This is a genomic window from Humibacillus sp. DSM 29435, from assembly GCF_001758225.1.
In the GTDB taxonomy this organism is placed as follows: domain Bacteria; phylum Actinomycetota; class Actinomycetes; order Actinomycetales; family Dermatophilaceae; genus DSM-29435.
The window spans coordinates 18,732-38,769 of the sequence record NZ_MAST01000027.1 but is presented as its reverse complement, the minus strand read 5'-3'; the positions used below and the strand labels follow the sequence as shown (position 1 = coordinate 38,769).

The following is a 20,038-nucleotide window of genomic DNA, read 5'->3' as shown; positions in this document are numbered from 1 at the left end:
CCCGCCAGCTCGAAGCCGGGCACGCCGTGCTGCGACAGCACTACCTATGGGAAGGCCGGATCGAGGATCCGCTCTGCGCCCAAATCGTCGACGAGGTTGTGTTACCGCTGCTGAACATCACACCAACATGACCCCTTGATAGGACCCAACCTCATCCGCAACGACATCCACCATGCCCGCGCCCAAGAAAGCCGCAGCCGTACGGAAGAAGCGAGGTGGCAGTGCGGCGCCGTCCGAGTAGTGGTTCGCACCCAACCCCCAGCGAGCCTGGGGCCTGTTCGATCCTGGATACCGCCGCCATCGGCAATCTGCGGAGATCGTATGCGGATACCGGGTGAGACGGCCCTGCAGGCGGATCAGTGGGTGAGATACTCACGAGCCTCGTGAATCTGACGCGCAATACCTGCGGCGTTGCTCTGGCTGGCGATATCGTCTGCCTCGTCTAGCAGCGCAGCTACCTCGTCTTGACACCCGTCACCGGCGGCCAGGTAGGCCAGGCCCACCAGGTTGGCGGCGACACCAGGCCCGAACCCCAACAGACGGCGCAGGCGGGTCGACTCCTCCAGGTAGCTGCGCGCCGCACCAAGCCGGCCAGCGTGATGTTCCGCTACGCCCAGGTGCCGCAGCGCGTCGGACAGGGTCAGCGGATCGTCAACCTCGGTGGCGAGCGCGCGGGCGCGCTGCAGGGCAGGAACGGCGCTGCTGTCGTCGTGGCGGGCGACCTGATGAGAGGTCCCTATCCAGAACTGCGACTGAGCTTCACCGCTGAGGTCACCACGACTCTTGAACAGCTCGTCGGCTCGCTCAAAGAGGGCGAGTTCAGCGCCATCGTCTTCGGGCACTGCTGTGGTCGAAGCACTTCCCGCGAGAAACCGAGCGTGGATGACCCGACCACGTGCCATCGAAAGTTCGGCCTCGACCGCGTTCAACAGCCGGTCGGCCTCTACCGGTGCGCTGACGTCGCCACCAAAGACCGCATTGTCATAGAGACGTTGCGCCTGCTCAAGGCGTTCGTCCATCGGGTGGTCCAATCGCTTTAGAAGGGTGCCGGTCTGCGTGGTAGGCCGGCCCCGGCGTGACGGGGGGTCTGCTCGAGCCGGGGCCGTGGGGGCGCTGATGACGTGGGGGGCGAGTCGGTATGTCAGGGCAGCAGGATCGCTGCCGCGGCACGGTGTGGCCTGCAGGCCAGGCCAATTGACTGGGCAGCGGATGAGGGCGTGCCGACGGGCATGTTCAGGTATCTCAGCTCCGGTATGGTGCGCAGTCGAGGAGGGTGTTCAGCAGCTGTCCGGGCTTCACCTCCGGTTGGCATCCATGGTGCATGCCCTCGCGTGGCCCAGCTCCGGGATCTGGTCAGCCCCAGTGGTTGCCGTGGTCGGTCGTCGCAGCCACGCCTTGGGGCCCGGCCCAGTCCCAGATGGTGCCGCGGGCGGTGACGGGGGCGGACTGGGTTCTGGCCGAGTCCCAGATGATGCCGCGGGCGGTGATGGGGGCGGACTGGGTCCTGGCCGAGTCCCAGATGACACCGCCGGCGGTGACTCCGATCGTGAGCGTGAGGGCAGTGACCGCCCCCGCTAGCTTGGTACGCATCATGATGGGCCCTTCTGTGATCAGGTGGTGGACAACGACCTGGCCCCGTCTCAGGGGCGAGTTGTGACGCGCGCGCGAGGTCGTCGGCTGCTGGCCGCCATGGTGGTTATTGGGCGGTGTGGTGGACGGGTGTCTCAGGTGTATGACACTTGCTGCTCGGAGTCGATTCATTCGACACCGGCCGAATGTTGCTGGCCGGCAACGACTCTCGAGTAGAGGTGGTGGCATGGACCCGGCGTATCGACCCGGTGGTGCTGTGGTGCTGGGGTGCTGCGTTGGTGTTTGTTACGCCGAATCGGTCCGAGGAGGGTTGGCCCACCCGGGGTGAACTCCAGCGTGAGTGCGTGCCGGCTCCACGAAACACAGCGGGGCATTGAGGAGTCGGTCGGCGGCTGGGGTGCGACGGTAGAGGACGTGATGGCCTTGACGTATCCGGGTGACCATCCCGGTGTCCAGCAGGACGCCCAGGTGGTGGGAGACCGTGGAGGCGGCCATGGCCAGTTCCTCACTGAGGGCTGTCGTGGACCGGCCCGTGGATACCGCTTGGAGCACCCGAGTCCTGCCCCGCCCGAGCAGGGCGTGCGGGTGCGGTGGGGAGGCGCGTGTCGCGGTGGGGTCCACGGGGAAGGCGATCATCGCGTCGGCGGGGTCGCACACTTGGACTGCGAGCCGGGGCCAGGTCATCACCGAGGGAACGAGGACGAGTTCGGTGTGGTGCAGGATGACATCCTCGGCGTAGGGCTTGTCGATCTCTAGGCAGCCCTGCCGCCAGCGCACTGACGGGTGAAGGTGGGCCAGGACCTCGCCGATCCCCCCATCGCGCACGGAGAGTAACTGCTGGTCCAGGGCCTGGTGCAGCCGCGCCTGCAGCCATGGCCACTGGTCGGCCAACGCGATGCGCCAGAAGGTGGCCAGCCCGTCGGCGACGACGGCGGCCAGTCTTTGCGGGTCCAACCTTGTCCACTCCCGCGGCCCGGTGGCTAGTTGAGCGATCTGCGCCTCGATCTTGTCGACCGGGGTGGCCCTGATCAGGTCCAACTGAGCCTGCAAGGGTTGACCGGGCCGCGACCCGGGATCTGGCGGGGGCTTCGGGGTCACGAAGTCGGGCATGTACCGGCCGTAGAGGCCACCGGCCATTAGCGCTGCGGTGACAGCGACCCGCGGGTCGCGCAGCGCGTACCGGGCGGCAGCGCCGGGGTCGCCCAGCTGTGGGTGCCGGCGGCCGGCAGCGGCCAACGTCAACCACCCCACGGCCTCGTACGCGGGGGAGGGCGCCCACCGGACCCGGCTCACCGTCATGGCGTCAAGCTGCGCCCTGATCACAGCTGACCTGCCTTCTCGGCCCGCGGCTGGAGGTCACCGATGATCGGGGGCTCGACCTTCGACCGGGACCGAATGAATGGACGACCCCCACACCGGCGGCGTACACCGAAGGCGCAACAACCATCAGCATCACTGGTACTGCCACCGAGGAGCCTGAGATGAACCCAACCCGCCGAACCCGCCTCTTGTCTACGGCCGCTCTGGCGGCCGTCGCGGCCGCGACGACCATCAGCGCGAGCGCGGCACCCGAAACCCCAGCCCCGGCTCCCCGCGCCGCTGACCAGCACCACAGCGCTACGCACTGGCACCAGCGGTGCGCTGCCCAGTTCGACCACGCGGTCCGCGCGTACGTCAAGACCACGCAGACCCGCAACGCCCCTGGCTTCAACGCCCTTCTCGACCAGGACGCGACGGTCATTTTCGCCAACGGGGGAGTGCTCTCGGGGAACAAGGAGGTCTCGGCCTTCATCACCGACTTCTTCGCTGACCCGGGCTGGACCCAGACGTTCACCAAGCTGCACCAGCACGTGGAAGGGTGCCGGACCGGTTTCGTGTTGTTCGACTCGGTCTACTCGGTCCCCGCGGATCATCGGGTCTCCCCCCTGGTCATCGGCGTCACCTTCACGTACCGCAACGGTCGCTGGCTGGTGCTGCACAACCAAGACAGCACCGGACCCGCCAGCTGAGCACCGGGGCAGGAACGCGCCGCGTCGCGGTTCCACGCCGTACCCTTACCGGCGGCCGCCGCCGGACAGACGTCAGGTTCTGCACTCGGGACAGCTGTCCTGCCCACCCGTAACGGTGTGAGCTGGGCTGGCCGACCGGCGGCCGGGCGGCGTGAGGAGCCCGTGATGGGGTATCCGCACGCGGCCGCCGCCGACCATGATCGTGCGTAGTATTGGCGGAGCCCTTGAGCACGCGGCCCAAAGTCCGGTGACATCTCTAGAACGTTCATGACGACTGCCCCCGTGGTAGGTGGTGTGTGCCCGCGGTCTGGCCCGGGGGACTATGTGGGCTGTTGTGCCAAGTTGGCGAAGGTGTCGGCCTCGAGTTGCACATAGCGGTCGGTTCGCCGCTTGAACAATCGGGTCACCACGCCACTGATGGGTCCCTCCCAGGCCAGCCCTAGCTTCAGGACACATCCGTCCGTGGTGGCCGCAATGGTGTGCGTTGCAACCGTACGAACGCCCGGGAACGCTGCCACCCAGGTGAAGCGTTCCCCGGGAACCCATTCCGTGACCTCGTACACCATCTTGGGGATTCCCGGTTGTTTGAGTGCAAAACGCGATCCGGTCCCGGTTTCTGCTGGGCCCGTCTTGGTGACGGCGCTGCTGACTGTGGGGAGGAGCTCATCCCAACGAGAAACGTCACCGACGAACTCCCATAGCCGTTCAGGTGGAGCTTTCACGTGCCGTTCAACGATGATCACGACATCCCTTTCTTGTGGTTCCGGCGTGTCTTGCCGGTGGTCAAGTCGGCCGGACTTTCGCTCCGGCTGAGGGCGTGGACTAGGTGCATTGGGAAGAGACGCGACGTCGGTAGAGGCCATAACCGGCGATGGCGAGGATGATCAGAAACCCGGAGACGGGCATCAGCAGCAGCCCGAATGCCGATAGCACCAGCAGAGCAACGACAGCCGCCGCGGGCACCACACCCTCACGGCGTTCCGCCTGCCCGACCAGCACTGCTATCACCAGCAAGCTGATGCCGGCCATCCAGTACCAGCCGCCCGCGCTACGCAGATCAGTCATGGCTGGGTCGGCATCGATGGACCCAAGCACCCCCGCCGAGAAGATACTTTGGATGGATTTGTCGTAGAGCACCGGCGCTAACGCGAGGTGCAAGACAGCGACCGAGCCCAGTGCCGTCCCAATGACGGGGGCCCGAGATCGGCCGGTGATCCCGAGTGCAACACTCATCGCCGACACCCGTGGGTACCCGTGCTACTCGTTACGTGTGAAGCGCTCACGCGACTGTCCTTTGCTCCGCGTTCAAATAGCCGCGGCGTCGTGGGCGATCCGCGGGTGTTGCGCTTGTGGGTGGGTCAGGCGGTGGCGCGTGCGCGAACGCCGTTGAGCACAGGCCCGCCAGGGTGGTGATGTAGGCCTCGGCGGTCACACCCGTGGGATGTTCACCGAACAGGTCTTCGAGGAGCCAGAAGTGAGTGATCGCTCCGGCGAGGACGGCCGCCAGGGCGGCCGTGTCCCATCCGGTACAGGCTTGCCCACGAAGCCACGACTCGAGAGCGTCGTGCACGGGGCGAATGTCATTGGTGGCGGCGAGCTCCAACAGGTCGGGGGCATCGTCGAGACCGCGAACGATGAGCCGGTTCAGGTTGCGCTCCTGTCGTAGCCGCTCCAGGCCAGCCCATGCGATGTCCTTGGGTGTCGCGGCCGGGCCGTCGTTGGCTGCGATGTATGCCAACCTTTGCAGAAGAGCCTGGTTGCGCTCCGCTTCGTGTTCGACGGCGGCAATGAGCAGGTCTCGTTTGGATGCGAAGTGGCGGTACAGCCCGCCGCCACCAGGAGCCAACCCGGACGCTTTCTCGATCTCGGCGACTGAGGTGGCTTTGAAACCGTTCTCACCGAACAGTCGCAACGCTTCGGTCAGGAGACGTGCGCGGGTTGTTGATTCGTGTTTCGCCATGTCGCGCCATCCCCTTCGAGGTGTTGAACCGTTCGCCAAGACTCAGGCTACGGGCGCAGGGTGGGAGTTCTGCTCACGCGTACGTCCCTCATCTGGGCAGTGATGAGCTGGGCTGCTTCGCGGGCGCTGGCGAAGCAGGTATCGGCAAGAAAGCCGGTGTCTCCGACCCAGTCCCCGGTGATGAACAGGCCCTGCACGGAGGGCACTCGGGGGGTGGGTCGTCCTGAGAATCCTCCGTTCTTGACCTGCGGCAACCCGCCGACGGCGGTGATCCGAGGTAGGTACTGCTGATCGAGTACGAGTTCCCGCCAGCCGGGTTGGGCCGCGTCAAGAAGAGCCTCGAGCTCGGCGCGGCTCTCACCGGAATCGCTGGCGGTGGGGTCGAGCTGCTTGAAGGAGGTGATCAGTGCTGCCCCGTCCGGGGCTACCTTGGCGAAGCAGGACTGTGTCGACATGAAGCGTGGCTCTTGGATGTCTTGGACCACGGCGTGGTCGCGGTTCGGCAGGCGCGAGAGCGCCACATCGAGGCAGGCCACCTCGGCGGGAAGCAAGTCGCAGGTGAGCACCCCGAGATGCTCGGGGGCGATGCTCTTGGCGGCGCCGGGCTCGACGGCGAGGACAACGACATCGGCGGCGCGGTGTGCCCCCGAACGTTCACGCACGCCGGACACCTGCCCCCCTTCAACGGTCAGTGCGGTGACGGGGCTCTGCGTGATGATCTCGACGCCAAGTTCGCTCGCCTTCGCCACGAGTGCCTCGACCAGCGTGGCCCACCCCCCGTCGAGGTAGTGGATCGGCGACTTCATCATCCGCTGCATCTTGTCGATGAAGACGTCGGCGCTGACGACGTCCAGGTTGTTGCAGTACACCGCCGTCCGCGCAATAGCCACCAAGAGTTCCCGGGCGGCGGGACGCGTGGTGTGCTGCTCGATCCAGGCTTGCACGCTCACATGTCCAAGTTCGCGAGGTCGGTGCTTTCCCAGACCGCCCAGCAGCCGCATCAACTCAAGTTTCTCACCGGTGCGCAGGCCGTGGGTTCGGATCAGGGCCATCGTCGAGTCAGGCATGAGGTCAAACTGCGAGCCGCTGAGCATCTTGATGCCCGAAGGGCCGTGACGCTCGCCGTAAGAGACCCCCAGCTCATCAAGGGCCTGTGTCATCGCACCGCCGGTGTAGAGCGCGTGGGGACCGAGGTTGAACGCAAAGCCGTTCTGGCGTTTGGTCCGGGCCCGTCCCCCCAACACTCCAGAGCGCTCCAGCAGACGAACGTCACAGCCGGCTTGGGCCAGGTAGCAGGCAGTCCCAAGTCCGGAGAGCCCACCCCCGACGACGATGGCTTTGGTATGAGGATGATCCATGGCATGATCGTATCAGTAAGTACTTACTGATGTCACGTGGCGGTGTGACCAGGAGTGACGGCCGCGACGGCCGAGTCACGGGTGTCGCGATGCGCTCCTCACACCGCAGCGCGTGTTGGTTGCCTCAACGGCGAAGGAGGGTGCGCTGCTTGCGACGTTGGAAGTTTCAGTCGCCACGCCACCTGGCCGTGGCGCGGGTTGGTGCCAAAAGACCGAGCAGACAGGGGCGCGGTGTCCGGTCACGGCGCGAAGGCTCGTGATCCTCGGTGCCGGTGCTATCGAAGGCGAACTGCCGGACGACTCCGCATCGGATCAATGGAATCACGGAGGTGGGTATGAATGCGCAGCCGATTCTGCGGTTAGGTTTCTTGCTGGGCACGTTCGAAGGCATTGAGCGTATGCACGCGAGTGCGTGGGCGCCCGGCGGCCCGGCGGCAAGCGTTGTCGTTGGACGCAGCGAGATGAACGGCGACATCGTCGTACAAAGCTATGAGCAACGGCGCAACGGCGCAGCATCGTTTCGGATGTTCATCGTCTGGATGATCCACCCCGACACCGGGGAGGTCCTTCACTACGGCTTCGATAGTGCAGGGTTCCCCGCAGATCCGCCTGCACGCGGAAGTTGGAGCGGTGACAAGCTCACTTTGGTCCGAGTGACGCCGCGGGGACACAGTCGTTTGGTCGTCAATGAGGAGCCTGACGGTTGGGCCTGGTCAAAAAGTTTCCGGGTCAGGCCTGAAGACGACTGGTCGCCAGTGTTCGATGCGCGCTTCCGGATCCCCGGGACCGCCGACGAACAAGTTGACGGCGGGTAGTTGCCCGTGTTGGTGCACCCGTACCTGACCCGCTGGGTCTGTTTGGTAACCAGGTTGAAGCCCTGGCGCGGACGTTGGGTGACGTCCTCGGTCAGGGCGACGAGCAGAGGGCCGGCCACTACGTCTCGATCGTGCGCGCAGCAGCACCCTGGCCAGCAGTAGTTGGTTGCCGCCTGGGGCTCGAGACTGAAACGCCGCAGCCAACCTGGCACCTGCACCGGGGTGCTCCTGGTTCGAGACGGCGGCGGCTCGTCAGTCTCCGAAAGTCTCAGCTAAATGCGTTCACTTCCGAGTCCGGGCGGCACAACCGAAACCCCATGGTGACGCGTTCGCTTTCGTAACGCCCGCAGGCAGTGGTGTCGCACAGACGGCAGATCCACCTGGTAGCACCCGGACCTCGCATCATGGCAACGAGCCTCGTGCCGGCGGTCCGGTCCAATGCTTCGCGGTCACTGGCATCGCGGGGGCGAGCGCCGCCTCGAGCGCAGCCGCGCGAGCAGTGGTGACACGGCCGCCAGTTCCTCGCCGGCGGCGGCCAAGGTGACGGTGGTAGCACCGTGGCGTCGGAAACGTCTCGGGCGGCCGGCGCGACGACGGGTGTGTTTACGGCTGCCGCTGCCTGTTGATGCGGAAGACGGGATAGTCGTTCGCGATTGCTTCGAAGTCTGCGACTGGAGCTCGTCGATCGACAGGTATGTGGGGGCGGGCTCCTGGGGCCAGCTCGAGGTACCTGCGGATGATGGGAGCTCGATCGTTCACCGGGACGTCGGTCAGGATGACCGACGTGTCGCCATCCCTGCGCAGCGTCGCTCGGCCGTGAGTCGCACGGACGTTGGCGACCCAGTTCGACCTACTACCGAGCATGGAAACTAGGTACTGCTCGCCTTCGAAGCTGGCGATGACGACCGGAACGCGCACGTCGTGCCCCGTCTTTCGCCCGGTGACCACCAGCGTCACCGCCCGCTTGGGAGAGACACCTGCCGCGGAGTAGAGGCGATCGTTGACGGTGTTCAAGGCCTTCGCGATTCGGCCGGGGCGGCCTGTGCGGTAGAGCCATCGCTTGATCCCATAGAGACGTTGCATCGATCCCTCCCTTTCCTGGTCCTGAGGTTGCCGCCTGCAGGTCGTCAATTGTTATGCACGAGGTCGACCGCCGTGGGCTGCCAAGAATTGGCGTTCACGGGCAAGTGAGACTCGCGCTTGACCCGGTAGCCGATGGCCTTACGGAACATCGAGGCAGTCGAGTCCTGCCACCTGGTGCAGTCGACTTCGAGAACTGACACCCATGGAAATAATTTGAGTACGCTATAGAGAGCGAGACCGAAGACTTAAACAGGCGGTCGCTAGTGGTCCGTGTTTGAAGTGGTCTGACGGTTGGGTTTCTTGAGGATCTCGTCGGCGGTCTTGGTCCACACGAACGGGTGGCAGCGGTCGTTCCAGCCGTCGATAAAGGCGCGGATCTTCGCGTTGAGGTCCTTGACGGAGCCGAACGTTCCGCGGTGGATGGCTTGGCGTTCGATGATGCCGAACCAGACCTCGACGAGGTTGAGCCACGACCCGGACGTCGGGGTGAAGTGGACGTGGATCCGCGGGTTCGCCGCGAGCCAGTCGCGGACCTCGACCTTCTTGTGGGCGGCGTAGTTGTCCATCACCAGGTGCAGCTGCTGGCCCGTGCCGTCATCGGGATAGGCGCGGGCAACCTGCTTGAGGAACGCGAGGAACTCCTGGTGACGATGCCGCGGCTTGCAGGCGCCGGTGACCTTCCCGGTCGCGATCTCCAAACCGGCGAACAGGGTTGAGGTGCCGTTGCGCTTGTAGTCGTGGGTGCGCCGCTCGGGCAGCCCAGGTTGCATCGGCAGCATCGGAGCGGTCCGGTCCAACGCCTGGATCTGGGACTTCTCATCGATGCACAGCACGATCGCGTTCTCCGGCGGGGCGAGATAGAGCCCGACGACGTCGGTGACCTTGCCGACCAGCTCCGGGTCGGTCGAGAACTTGAACGTCTCTACCCGCCACGGCGCGACCCCGTAGGCCCGCCACGCCTTGGCGATCGTCCCGTTGCTGATCCCCAGGTGCCGGCCCAGCAGCCGGCGCGACCAGTGCGTCACCCCGTACTTCTTCGGCGGCGGCTTCAACGTCGCCGCCACGATCGAACGATGGTCGTGCTCGCGGGGACGACCCGACCGAGGCTCATCCTCCAGCCCGTCCAACCCGGACATCGCGTACCGCTCCCGCCAGCCGATCACCGTCGGACGAGACACCCCAACCCGCTGCGCGATCGCCGTGTTCGACTCCCCGTCCGCCGCCAACAACACGATCCGCGCCCGCTGCGCCAGCCCGGCCCGACCCGCGCTGGCACGCACCATCCGGGTCAGCCGGTCACGATCACCTTCACGCAACCCCAACGCCGGGGCAGGACGATTCGCCATGCCCCATCATCCCCATCAAGCAACCGTCAAATAACTAACGATACGCGCCACTAGCAGCCACGGACCGGTGGACGGTGACCGATCGTCGACACCGGACTGAGTAGCACCTGTGGCCACAGGGTAGCTGTCAGTCGGCTGGGAGGTCTCTGCGTGTGAGCCCGGCGGGACCGGCCACCAGGCTGGCCACGGCCACCCCGACCAGCACGAGCGCGGTGCCCACGGCCACCTGCCCGCCCGGAAGGGCCGGCAGGTGGGCGAACCGGGAGAGCCCGCTCACCACCGACGGCAGCCCGAGCAGTTCGCCGAACTCCCCGAGCGCGAAGAAGGCGACGAGCACGGCCCACGCCACCCCGGTGAACCTCGGCACCAGGCCGAACAGCACGGTCGCGACGCCGATGCAGACCCACACGGCCGGCAGCGTCGACAGGCCGGCTCCCGTCAGTCGGCCGATCAAGGAAGCGGCGTCGCCGGTTCGCCCAGCGTCCATGGCGCCGGCGACGACACCGAGGCAGAGCATGAGCCCGGCGGTGGCCACCACGGCCACCACGATGTGCTCCACGGCCCAGCGCCAGCGTGGCACCCCGGTGGCGAGTACCGTCTCGGCCCGGCCTCCGGTCTCCTCCGCACGCATCCGAGTGACGAGTGAGATGCCCAGCGCCGCCACGGCCACGGCCGCGACGTGGATCTCGGTGGCGAAGAAGGTGTCGATGAGGCTTCCCTCGCAGCCCCCCATCTTCCGCAACAGGTCGGTGGTCTCGGGGGAGTCGAGGAACGACTGCACGTTGCCGGCCAGCGAACCCACGACGGCGCCCAGCACGACGAAGGCGGCGAACCAGCCCACCAGAGTCGCGCGGGCGAGGCGCAGCGTGAGTGCCAGGCTGCTGCTCAGGTGACCGCGAGCGGGGCCGACCCGGCTGGGCAGGATGCCGGCCCCCAGGTCGCGACGGCCCTGGAGTGCGAAGGCGAGCACGAGCAACGCGGCGTAGGCCGCCAGCCCCACCGCGAGCAGCCAGAAACGGTTGGCACCGTAGGGCGCCACCTTCTCACCCCAGCCCAGGGGTGAGAGCCAGGTGAGCAGACGGAGAGGGACTGTCGTCGGCCGCGACGTCCCCCAGGGCCCTCATCAGGTAGGCAAGAGCAAGAGCCCCGAGGGCGAACCCTGCTGTGCCGCGGGCCGTCTCGGTCAGCTGGGCGGCGACGGCGGTCACGCCGACCCAGGTGAGCCCCATCACGACCCAGGCGACGCCGAGGGCGATCGAACCGGTGCGGGCCAGACCCACCGCGATGGCGCCGACCGTGGTCAGCAGGGCGGTACCGAGCACCGCCACGGTGCCCAGCAGCACGGCGGCGGCGAGGGGCGCCCGTCGGCCGATCGCCCCGGCGCCCAGCAGCTCGAACCGGCCCTCCTCCTCCTCGGTGCGCGTGTGTCGGCGGACCACGACGTACGCCAGCAGGCACAGGAACACGGCACCGGTCAGGATGGTCTTGAAGGTGGCGAACGAGTCGACGGACTCGCTGGTGACGGGGCCGTACAGCGCGGTCAGGGCGGGGTTGGCCAGAATGGCTCGGAGGGGTGTGAGTGCCGCTGCCGCATCGGGGTAGAGGGCCACCGTTGCCTGCGCCGAGCCGGCCACGACGAAGACGAGCGCGACGGCACTGACCGGGATGAGGACCCGGTCACGGCCTGCGGCCAGACGAAGCAGCGGGCCGGTGCCCTAGAGGCCGGTCATCGTGGATCCGCCACCTCGGGGGTGCGGTACTGCTCCAGGACGAGCTCCTCGAGGGTCGGCGGAGTGCTGGTCAGGGTGCGGATGCCGAGTTCACCTCACACCGACGCGTGGCACGAAGCCGTCATGCGCCGCGACCACCTCATGCGCCACCTGGCCTCTGCCATACAGTTGGGGGTCGACGCGGTGGGGGGGACGCGGACCGCACCGGGCCAACGGCTTCGCCTCTCGATCGAGTTCCTCGACTTCGTGGCCGATTCGATGGCCGCGATGAGCATCGAGTGGGAACGGCGCAAGGCCGACATCGTCGCCGGCTGGCCGGCATCATGACGCCTCTCAGACGACGCGTCCCCGCTTAGCCTCGACCCGCAAATTGTTGGCTGGCCCGGGAGGGTCGGGTGTGGCCGAGCCTTGATCGCCATCACTCCGCGCGCGTCCGTGCGAACCTGATCGCGACCCACCTCTGGGCACACCACGACCCCGAACCGGAGCAGACTGACCCAAACGTCCTTGACTACTCCTTCATCGCCGGCGGCGTCCTCGACGCTGGCGCCCACCGCCCCCGATCGGATGGCGCCTACATCGGCGTACTCGACGGTTCAGCGTGTTGGCAGCGATGGGTGGGGCTGAGAACTCCCACGCGTTGCGCATCGCGGTCATGGATGGGTTCGGCGTTACGAGTCGGGTCGGGGATATTCGCTTGGTTGTGATCTGGTCCTGGGGGAGCCTTGGTGCATGGCTGTTGATCTTGCCCCGCCGTTTCGGGACCTTGAGTTCATGACTCCTCTGTCGGGGAGTCATGTGGACCGCCTAGTCAAGTTCGCTGCGACCGATCGCGTGGTGGTGGACGTCGGGTGCGGCTGGGCGGAGTTGCTGTTGAGAGTTGTCGCGGCCGAGCCTCGAGGCTGCGGCTTGGGTATCGATCTGGATGAAGTTGCGATCGGCCACGGACGCGACCTGGCCCGGGAGCGGGGCTTGGTTGGTCGCGTGGAGCTGCGTATCGGTGACGCCCGCGAAGCCTTCCCCGATGAAATTGGGTCGATAATTTGTGTCGGTGCCAGCCAGATTTGGGGGTCCCAGGTTCAGGAGGGTCACCCGTTGGACTACCGAGCTGCGCTGCGGGCGTTACGGAAACCTCTGGCCGTCGGGGGTCGCTGATCTATGGCGAGGGTGTCTGGACGACGGCGCCCACGCCCGCCGCCATACAAGCGCTGTCCGGGCGCGTCGATGAGTTTCAACGGCTAGCGGACGTGCTAGATATCGCGGTGTCGGAGGGCTTCCGCCCGGTTCACGTGTTCGAAGCTACGCAGGACGAGTGGGACGAGTTCGAGTCCGGATACTCGGCCTGTTACGCGACGTGGCTCAGTGAGCACCCACCTGATCATCCAGACGCTGCCGCTGTTCGAGAGATGGCCAAGAGGCAGCGCGAGGGCTATTTCCGGGGATATCGGGGCGTTTTGGGCATGGCCTACTTTGCCTTCGTCGCCGTCTGACCATGACGAATCGTAGTGTCAGCAGTCTTGACTCGTGTCGAGAGCTCGAGATGAGGACGACTACTTTCTCTTGCGATCGTAGGCCTGGTGCAGGTGAACTGCCTGACTCCTTCGAGCAGTCAGTCGAGGACGGCAAGGTCGAGGTAGCGCAGGCGCTCGGGGTCCGCGATGACGTCGATCGCGATGATCGCCTCACCGCTAAAAGTAAAGCCAAGCACGAGGAAGAGTTGACCGCGCGGGGCCATGACAACGCCCACCGCCCCGCTCACCAGAGCCGGGCTGGAGTAGCGGGCACGCCCGGAAGAGACGAGTGCCGCCCGGGCGACGACCTGTGCGCCGCGCAACTCAACGGACGCGCCCTGAGGTGTCGCCTGTGCATCAGCGCGCAGCTCGACGTCAGGATCGAGCAGACGGACCAGCGCCTCGAAGTCGCCGCCGCGGACCGCGGCGAGATAGGCCTCAATGACGCGCCGTTGCCGGGGCAGGTCGGCGGGTCGTCCGGCGGTCCTACCCTTGACCCGCCGCCGGGCTCGGCTCGCGAGCTGGCGCGTCGACGTGGAGGAGCGCCCGACAATCGGCGCGATCTCGGCGAAGGGCAGGTCAAACATGTCATGCAGCACAAACGCCAACCGCTCGGGCGGGGACAGAGTGTCGAGTACCACGAGCAAAGCGAGCCCGACTGAGTCGGCCAAGAGCGCCTCCTGCGCAGGATCGCTACCCTCCCCGCCGCTGATCGCGCGCTCGCGCACGTCGGCCTCGAGGGGCTCCTCACGCCGCGTCGCCCGAGCACGCAACATGTTGAGCGACACTCTCGCGACGACCGTAGTAAGCCAAGCAGGCAAGTTCTCGACGGCATCCGCGTCCGTGCGGCTCAGGCGCAGCCATGCCTCCTGCACGGCGTCGTCCGCCTCACTTGCCGACCCAAGCATCCGATAGGCCACGCCGAGCAGCCGACCGCGCTGGGCGTCGAACCGCTCAGCCAGCCAGTCGCTGTCGTCGGCGCCCCTCATGTGTGTCACATACCTCCCTCACGAAGTGTCTAAGGAGTAGACCCGCGAGACCGACTGCATGTGACCAAGGAGCCGAGCACCGGCCCGGGCACCTAATGTCAGGACGAACTGGAGAGACCATGTCAGCACCTATTCTGCTCACCGGCGGTACCGGAACGCTCGGCCACCTCATCGCACCCATCCTGCGCGAGAACGGCCACGACGTGCGCATCCTCAGCCGCAGTCCGCACAAACCCGCCGACGGCATCGAACTAACAATCGGTGACCTTTCCACCGGCGACGGCATCGCTGCTGCCGTCAGCGGCGTCGACACCATCGTGCACTGTGCCGGCACGCAGCAGGGCGATGACGAAAAGACCCACACCCTCACGCAGGCGGCACTCGCTACCGGCCGGCGACCCCACCTCGTGTACATCTCGGTCGTCGGCGCCAACCGGGTCCCCGTCATCACCCGTATCGACCGAACGATGTTCGGCTACTTCGCCTCCAAGCGCGCGGCCGAGGAGATCGTTACCGGGTCCGGGCTGCCCTGGACCACCCTGCGCGCCACGCAGTTCCACGACCTGACTCTCACTGCGGTGCAGGCAATGGCCAAATTGCCCATCGTGCCGGTCCCGTCGGGAACGCGCTTCCAGCCCGTCGACGCACGCGAGGTGGCCGCCCGACTCGTCGAGCTCGCGTTAGGCGAGCCGGCCGGGACCGTACGCGACTTCGCCGGGCCGCGCATCTACCCGATGAAGGAACTGCTCCGCACCTATCTAGCAGCCACCGGCAAGCATCGGCTACTTATGCCGATGCGTCTGCCCGTCAACGCTGCTCGCGCGATCCGCGAGGGCGCCAACCTCGCTCCCGAACGCACCATAGGTCGCCGCACCTGGGAAAGCTTCCTCGCCGAGCGAGTAAGTACATGAGCCACCGGGGCGACCGAGCCGATGCGAAAGGTCGACCCTTGCCCGTCGCCGCCACTTGTTACGGCTCGCTCAGCGCATGGCTCGAGTGACACCGAGCTCGCGGTGACTGCGGCCGCGCGTCGTTGCGGACCGCACGAGGACGCTAGCCCTGGCTGTGGGCGATCCACCCGCGATCTCGCCGTGAGCCCGCCCCGAGAACCGGGCCTCACCGCAGCGATAATTGGGTGAGCGCGACGGCGCGATGGAGAAGGTGCTGTCGGTGGCGGTAAGCCACCTGGCTATGGGCGTGAAACCTGACGTCAGTTGGTGACGAATCCTGACGGCACCGTTCGAGCAGTGTCGGCTGTGTTCGTGAATGTGGACGTCACGCCTCCCAGGTCGAGTTGAAGACTGCCCGTGGAGGGAGGAGTCTGGTCGGTTGCTCTTGACTGTATGTTCAGTTAGTATCTTGAGTATGTGTTCAGCGAGGTCTCATGACCGGACGTCGGCGGCCCGTATCCGCGATGCAGCGATCGACCTCTTCGGGCGCCAGGGTTTCGGCGGTACCACGGTGCGTCAGATCGCCGTGCAGGCCGGTGTCAGCCAGGCGTTGGTGATTCATCACTTCGGAGACAAGAAGTCGTTGCGCCTTGCCTGTGACGAGCAGGTGGTCGATGAGCTGTTTGCCCAGAAGTTCGACGCGGTTCAGATGGACATATCCACGATGGATCGCCTGGTGCGGGAGTCAGTGCCGGAGTCGCCGCCTATGCGGTACCTGGCGCGACTGTTGACTGAGCCAGGAAACGTGGGCGACGTGCTGTGGGACAAGATGGCTGAGGGGACGCGTGCCATGTTCGAGGACGGAGCGACTGGGGTCAGGACACGCCCGGACCCTGACAGCGACGCCCAGACCCAGGTGATGTTGTCCGTGGGCCTGTCACTGATCGTTTTCGCGCCTCATATCGCCCGGGGGCTGGGCGCTGCGCAGATGGACGCGACCGTGCTGATGCGGGCTCACGCCTCCCTGATGCGGATGCTGACATTGGGCGCCTTCGAGCTGGATGAGCAGACCCAACGTCTCTACGACGACTACTTGGCACACGTCGCGAACACCGATGAAAGGGGCAGCAATGACTGACGTCGTTGTCACCACGGACCTGACCAAGCGATACGGGTCCGTCAGCGCACTGGACTCACTGAATCTGACCATTCCGGAAGGGAGCATCTTCGGGGTCATCGGTCCTAACGGCGCTGGCAAGACCACGCTGATGCGCTTGTTGGTCGACGTGCTACGTCCAACGTCGGGGTCAGCTACGGTGCTTGGTCAACACCCACGCGCAGGTGGCAAAGAGCTGCGCGGCCGCATCGGCTACCTTCCCGGGGAACTGCATGTGGAACCCGGGCTTTCCGGCACTGGTCACCTGAACTTCTGGACCTCCATCTCCCCGGGAGATCGCAGGACCGTACGACGAAGAGCGCACGCGATAGCCGAGCGCCTGGAGATACCGCTGGATCGGAAAGCTGGGAAGCTGTCCAAAGGCAACAAGCAGAAACTGGGCATCGTTCAGGCTTTCATGCACGATCCGGAACTGCTCATCCTCGACGAGCCGACCTCAGGGCTTGACCCACTCGTCCAGAGAACCTTCCTGCAACTGGTGGGCGAGGCCCGCGATGAGGGCGCGACCATCTTCCTGTCTTCCCACGTGCTGTCCGAGGTGGAGCAGGTGGCTGATCTTGCTGTCGTGCTGCGGTCGGGTCGCATCGTGCGCGAAGCATCCATCGAGGATCTGCGCGCGACGGCGGTGCGGCATCTGCGCGCCCGCCTGACGGCCACCGATCTATCGGTGGTTACCCAACGACTGACTGCACTGGCACCGGGCCTGGACGTGTCCGCAGATGGTGACGATGTTCTGGTCTCCGGACTTGTTGAGGGCCGCACCGACGAACTGGTGAAAGCCTTAGCCCAATCCACGGTGGCCGACTTAGTGCTGGCGGAGCCAGACCTGGAGGAGTCGGTGTTGGCCATGTACGAAGACAAGGATGTCGCATAATGCCAGTTCTCGTTCAATCACTACGCGTCGGCTGGAAAGGCCTGCTCGTGTGGGCACTGGCACTCGTGGCCGTTATGGCGATGTACCTGTCGTTCTATCCTTCCCTTGGCGGGGCGGCCTCGGGCATGGCAGACATGATCGACCAGCTGCCCGAGGGGGTGGTCAAGGCGATCGGTTATGACCAGATCGCCACCGGGGCTGGCTACACACAGTCCACGTTCTTCGGTTTGCTCGGATTCGTGCTCGGCACGGCTGCTGCGGTCGTGTGGGGCACCAGGGCAGTGGCTGGCGACGAAGAATCCGGCATGCTTGAACTCACGCTCGCCCACCCCGTTTCCCGCGCCCAGCTGGTGGCCGAGCGGGCGCTGGCGATCTTTACCCGTCTGAGTGTCCTCGGTGTGGTGCTTGGACTTGCGCTGGCCGCCATGAGCGGGCCTTTCGAGCTGGAACTAAACGGCACCCATATCGTCGCTGTGACTACAGCCTGGGTGCTCCTGACCTTCAGCATCGCCATGGCTTCCCTGATGGGTGGCGCCGTCTCGGGATCTCGGACTGTGGCACTTGGAGTCGGCGCCGGCTTAGGTGTGTTGGCCTTCCTCCTCAACGCGCTCGGCGCGCAGTCGGAACAGAACGAGTGGATGCTGGGCCTTTCACCGTTCGCCTGGGCCTATCGAAATCGACCCTTGGCGGAAGGATGGAACTTCGCTGACCTCGGGCTACTAGTTGCCCTCGCCACAGCACTCCTGGCCGTGGCCCTCTTGGTGTTCACGCGCCGGGACGTCCGCTCCTGAGCAACACCATCGTCGTAACCGTGTGCCCCCAGCCACTGACCAAATAAGTTCAACCCCTCGAGGTTGTCGACGCAAGGCCATCCCCGCCCGTCGGTGACTCTTCACCGGTGTCCACACCCTCAGGCCGGTCATCGGTGGCCGCCCCAGCGGTCCTCCTTCGGCTCATTTCGGGCTGACCGGAGGTAGCACACACATGGTGTTGGGCTCACGAGATGGCCGTGTCGAGCTCTATGCAACCATTCGCGCCGTGTCCGTGCTGGGATGTCGGAGCGTGAGGTCCAACGCAGCCACCACGTAGGGTGGCGTGATGCCGCTTGTCGAAAATCCCCAGGGTTGCTCGCCGAAAGTCCCCACCTGGTGGCGGTGTCAGCGTAGCGGTTGGCGGGTGCCGGTGGTGGTGGCGCGGGGGGCTTCGCCTCGGGCGTGGTGTTCGCGGAGGCGGTAGGAGTCGCCGTCGAGGTTGAGCACGACGGAGCGGTGTAGGAGCCGGTCGAGCAGGGCTGCGGCGACGGTGCTATCGCCCAGGACCTCTCCCCAGGAGCCGACGCCTTTGTTGCTGGTCAAGATGATGGAGGTCTTCAGGTACCGCTGGGACACGACTTGGAACAGGGCGGACGCGGCTTCGGCGGGTAGGGCGAGGTAGCCCAGCTCGTCGATGACGAGGCAGGTCGGTCCGGCGAAGAAGCGCATGGTCGTGGCCCAGCGTCCTTCGATCGCGGCACGGTGGCAGCGGGCGGCGAGGTCGGCTGCGGTGGTGAAGTAGGTGCGGTAGCCGGATTCGCCTGCGGCGCGGGCCAGTCCGACGGCTAGGTGGGTCTTGCCGACGCCGGGTGGGCCGATGAGCAGGATGTTGGTCGCGGACTGCAGGTAGCGGCCGGTGGCGAGCTCGGTGATGAGTTTGGGGTCGAGGCCGGGGGCGGCGTCGTAGTCGAAGTCGGCGAGGGTGGCCGGGGTTGGTAGCGACGCGAACCGGAGGCGTCCGGCGAGGCGGCGGGCCTCGGTGGCGTCGACTTCGACGGCGAGGAGCCGTTCGGGGGCGGCGGTCAGGGACAGCCCTTCGGCGGCGGCGGCGTCCAGGACGGTGGGCAGGTGCTCGGCGGCGTCGTGCAGCTTCAGGACGGCGAGGTGGCTGCGGAGCTGCTGGTACAGGCTGGCCTGTGCGGGCGTGGACGGGGCCGATGGGATCGTAGGCTGTGTTGTTGTCATTGCTGGTTCGTCTCCTTCAGGGTGTTCTTGCGGGTGTCTGGCTGGTCCTCGGGTGAGGGGTTGGGGGCGGCTGGTATGAGGGCGTTACGTCCGGCCGCGGCGGCCGCGTATCGGGCCAGGTTGACCACGACCTGGGTGTCATCGCATGCGCTGGATCGGCCGGTGGTTTGGTGGCGCAGTTGCTCGGCCTCGGCGCGGGCGGCTGGGCTGGGCGGGCGGCGTTCTTTGCGGCGGTGCGGGGCTGCCGTGGTGAACGCGGCCAGGGCGGCCTCGGTCAGGGCGGTCACGTGCCCGACCTCGCGGATGGTGGCGCCGGCGCCAGCGGGTGCGAGCTGGTGGCGGGCGATGACGGTCGGGACCGGGCCGGGGCGTCCCGGTGTCGGGAGGGTGGCGATGTCCAGGTGGGTAGCGCCCAGGAGCAGGCTGACGGTGACCGTGGACCCGTGCAGCTCGGGCGGGACGGAGTACCGGTTCCCGGCGTAGGAGACCAACGCCTGGGCGGACACCACCCGCGCCACGGTGAGCACGACCGGGTACGGCGCCGGGACCGGGCGCAGCGGCTCGAGCTCGGCCAGGGTCTGGACCGTGCTGCGCCCGTCGGCGGTCGCCCGCAACCGGATGTCGCCGCGGGTGGTACACCACTTGTTCAGGCGCGCCTGGGCTTCCTCGACGGTCACGTCATCGGGCAGGGTCCGCCAGAACGAGGGTG

General features: G+C 66.4%; 22 protein-coding genes. 8 read left to right on the top strand and 14 right to left on the bottom strand.

Features of this window, described 5'->3' with window-relative positions; genetic code table 11:
• Positions 1–356 precede the first annotated feature (356 nt).
• The 3 genes from BA895_RS15570 to BA895_RS15560 all read right to left on the bottom strand — a co-directional run bounded on the left by BA895_RS15570 (position 357) and on the right by BA895_RS15560 (position 2,889).
• Complete coding sequence (locus tag BA895_RS15570) at positions 357–1,019, bottom strand: hypothetical protein (RefSeq protein ID WP_070192813.1); 663 nt, start codon at positions 1,017–1,019, stop codon at positions 357–359.
• Between the two features lie 334 nt (positions 1,020–1,353).
• Positions 1,354–1,593, bottom strand: a complete 240-nt coding sequence (locus BA895_RS15565) for a hypothetical protein (protein ID WP_070192812.1) — start codon at positions 1,591–1,593, stop codon at positions 1,354–1,356.
• A gap of 282 nt (positions 1,594–1,875) precedes the next feature.
• Entirely contained in the window at positions 1,876–2,889 is a 1,014-nt protein-coding gene (locus tag BA895_RS15560; protein WP_139142704.1) for a helix-turn-helix transcriptional regulator, read from the bottom strand.
• Positions 2,890–3,071: 182 nt separating this feature from the next.
• On the opposite strand from BA895_RS15560, the gene BA895_RS15555 reads away from it, so the two are divergent.
• Positions 3,072–3,599, top strand: a complete 528-nt coding sequence (locus BA895_RS15555; RefSeq protein ID WP_070192810.1) for a nuclear transport factor 2 family protein — start codon at positions 3,072–3,074, stop codon at positions 3,597–3,599.
• A 320-nt stretch (positions 3,600–3,919) separates the two neighbouring features.
• On the opposite strand, the gene BA895_RS15550 is transcribed toward BA895_RS15555, so the two are convergent.
• From BA895_RS15550 to BA895_RS15535, 4 genes are all read right to left on the bottom strand, one after another.
• Complete coding sequence (locus BA895_RS15550; protein ID WP_070192809.1) at positions 3,920–4,342, bottom strand: SRPBCC family protein; 423 nt, start codon at positions 4,340–4,342, stop codon at positions 3,920–3,922.
• 79 nt (positions 4,343–4,421) lie between these two features.
• A complete protein-coding gene (locus BA895_RS15545; protein ID WP_070192808.1) occupies positions 4,422–4,832 on the bottom strand; it encodes a DUF6463 family protein in 411 nt (136 codons plus the stop codon).
• 46 nt (positions 4,833–4,878) lie between these two features.
• Positions 4,879–5,559 (bottom strand): TetR/AcrR family transcriptional regulator, encoded by a 681-nt coding sequence (locus BA895_RS15540; protein ID WP_070192807.1) that lies wholly within the window; start codon positions 5,557–5,559, stop codon positions 4,879–4,881.
• Positions 5,560–5,606: 47 nt separating this feature from the next.
• Complete coding sequence (locus BA895_RS15535) at positions 5,607–6,917, bottom strand: NAD(P)/FAD-dependent oxidoreductase (RefSeq protein WP_070192806.1); 1,311 nt, start codon at positions 6,915–6,917, stop codon at positions 5,607–5,609.
• A gap of 335 nt (positions 6,918–7,252) precedes the next feature.
• Here BA895_RS15535 and BA895_RS15530 point away from each other — a divergent pair, with 335 nt between their 5' ends.
• Positions 7,253–7,732: a hypothetical protein gene (locus BA895_RS15530; RefSeq protein ID WP_070192805.1), complete on the top strand. Its 480-nt coding sequence runs from the start codon at positions 7,253–7,255 to the stop codon at positions 7,730–7,732.
• 603 nt (positions 7,733–8,335) lie between these two features.
• On the opposite strand, the gene BA895_RS15525 is transcribed toward BA895_RS15530, so the two are convergent.
• The 4 genes from BA895_RS15525 to BA895_RS24525 form a co-directional block, all read right to left on the bottom strand.
• Positions 8,336–8,815 carry a nitroreductase/quinone reductase family protein gene (locus tag BA895_RS15525; protein WP_070192804.1) on the bottom strand — a complete coding sequence of 160 codons (480 nt, stop codon included), beginning with the start codon at positions 8,813–8,815 and terminating at the stop codon, positions 8,336–8,338.
• Positions 8,816–9,075: 260 nt separating this feature from the next.
• Positions 9,076–10,161: an IS630 family transposase gene (locus BA895_RS15520; RefSeq protein ID WP_139142703.1), complete on the bottom strand. Its 1,086-nt coding sequence runs from the start codon at positions 10,159–10,161 to the stop codon at positions 9,076–9,078.
• 127 nt (positions 10,162–10,288) lie between these two features.
• A complete protein-coding gene (locus BA895_RS24530) occupies positions 10,289–11,200 on the bottom strand; it encodes a hypothetical protein (protein WP_139142702.1) in 912 nt (303 codons plus the stop codon).
• A 4-nt stretch (positions 11,201–11,204) separates the two neighbouring features.
• Entirely contained in the window at positions 11,205–11,795 is a 591-nt protein-coding gene (locus tag BA895_RS24525; RefSeq protein WP_139142701.1) for a hypothetical protein, read from the bottom strand.
• A gap of 177 nt (positions 11,796–11,972) precedes the next feature.
• Between BA895_RS24525 and BA895_RS15510 the strand changes: the two genes are divergently transcribed.
• Complete coding sequence (locus tag BA895_RS15510) at positions 11,973–12,218, top strand: hypothetical protein (protein ID WP_139142700.1); 246 nt, start codon at positions 11,973–11,975, stop codon at positions 12,216–12,218.
• Between the two features lie 405 nt (positions 12,219–12,623).
• Positions 12,624–13,046, top strand: a complete 423-nt coding sequence (locus BA895_RS23195) for a cyclopropane-fatty-acyl-phospholipid synthase family protein (protein WP_083283424.1) — start codon at positions 12,624–12,626, stop codon at positions 13,044–13,046.
• Positions 13,047–13,500: 454 nt separating this feature from the next.
• Here BA895_RS23195 and BA895_RS15500 read toward each other — a convergent pair whose 3' ends face one another.
• Positions 13,501–14,391: a sigma-70 family RNA polymerase sigma factor gene (locus BA895_RS15500; protein WP_070192801.1), complete on the bottom strand. Its 891-nt coding sequence runs from the start codon at positions 14,389–14,391 to the stop codon at positions 13,501–13,503.
• 119 nt (positions 14,392–14,510) lie between these two features.
• Here BA895_RS15500 and BA895_RS15495 point away from each other — a divergent pair, with 119 nt between their 5' ends.
• The 4 genes from BA895_RS15495 to BA895_RS15480 all read left to right on the top strand — a co-directional run bounded on the left by BA895_RS15495 (position 14,511) and on the right by BA895_RS15480 (position 18,123).
• Entirely contained in the window at positions 14,511–15,302 is a 792-nt protein-coding gene (locus tag BA895_RS15495; RefSeq protein ID WP_070192800.1) for an SDR family oxidoreductase, read from the top strand.
• A 454-nt stretch (positions 15,303–15,756) separates the two neighbouring features.
• Positions 15,757–16,419 carry a TetR/AcrR family transcriptional regulator gene (locus tag BA895_RS15490; RefSeq protein ID WP_070192799.1) on the top strand — a complete coding sequence of 221 codons (663 nt, stop codon included), beginning with the start codon at positions 15,757–15,759 and terminating at the stop codon, positions 16,417–16,419.
• Positions 16,412–17,332, top strand: a complete 921-nt coding sequence (locus BA895_RS15485; protein ID WP_070192798.1) for an ABC transporter ATP-binding protein — start codon at positions 16,412–16,414, stop codon at positions 17,330–17,332. The genes BA895_RS15490 and BA895_RS15485 overlap by 8 nt, the downstream gene beginning before the upstream one ends.
• Entirely contained in the window at positions 17,332–18,123 is a 792-nt protein-coding gene (locus BA895_RS15480; RefSeq protein ID WP_070192797.1) for an ABC transporter permease subunit, read from the top strand. Before BA895_RS15485 ends, BA895_RS15480 begins: the two co-directional genes overlap by 1 nt.
• A 366-nt stretch (positions 18,124–18,489) precedes the next feature.
• On the opposite strand, the gene istB is transcribed toward BA895_RS15480, so the two are convergent.
• Positions 18,490–19,329 (bottom strand): IS21-like element helper ATPase IstB, encoded by an 840-nt coding sequence (istB, locus tag BA895_RS15475; RefSeq protein ID WP_070192796.1) that lies wholly within the window; start codon positions 19,327–19,329, stop codon positions 18,490–18,492.
• Positions 19,326–20,006, bottom strand: coding sequence for a hypothetical protein (locus tag BA895_RS15470; protein ID WP_175442346.1), 681 nt, complete (start codon positions 20,004–20,006; stop codon positions 19,326–19,328). The genes istB and BA895_RS15470 overlap by 4 nt, the downstream gene beginning before the upstream one ends.
• Positions 20,007–20,038 lie beyond the last annotated feature (32 nt).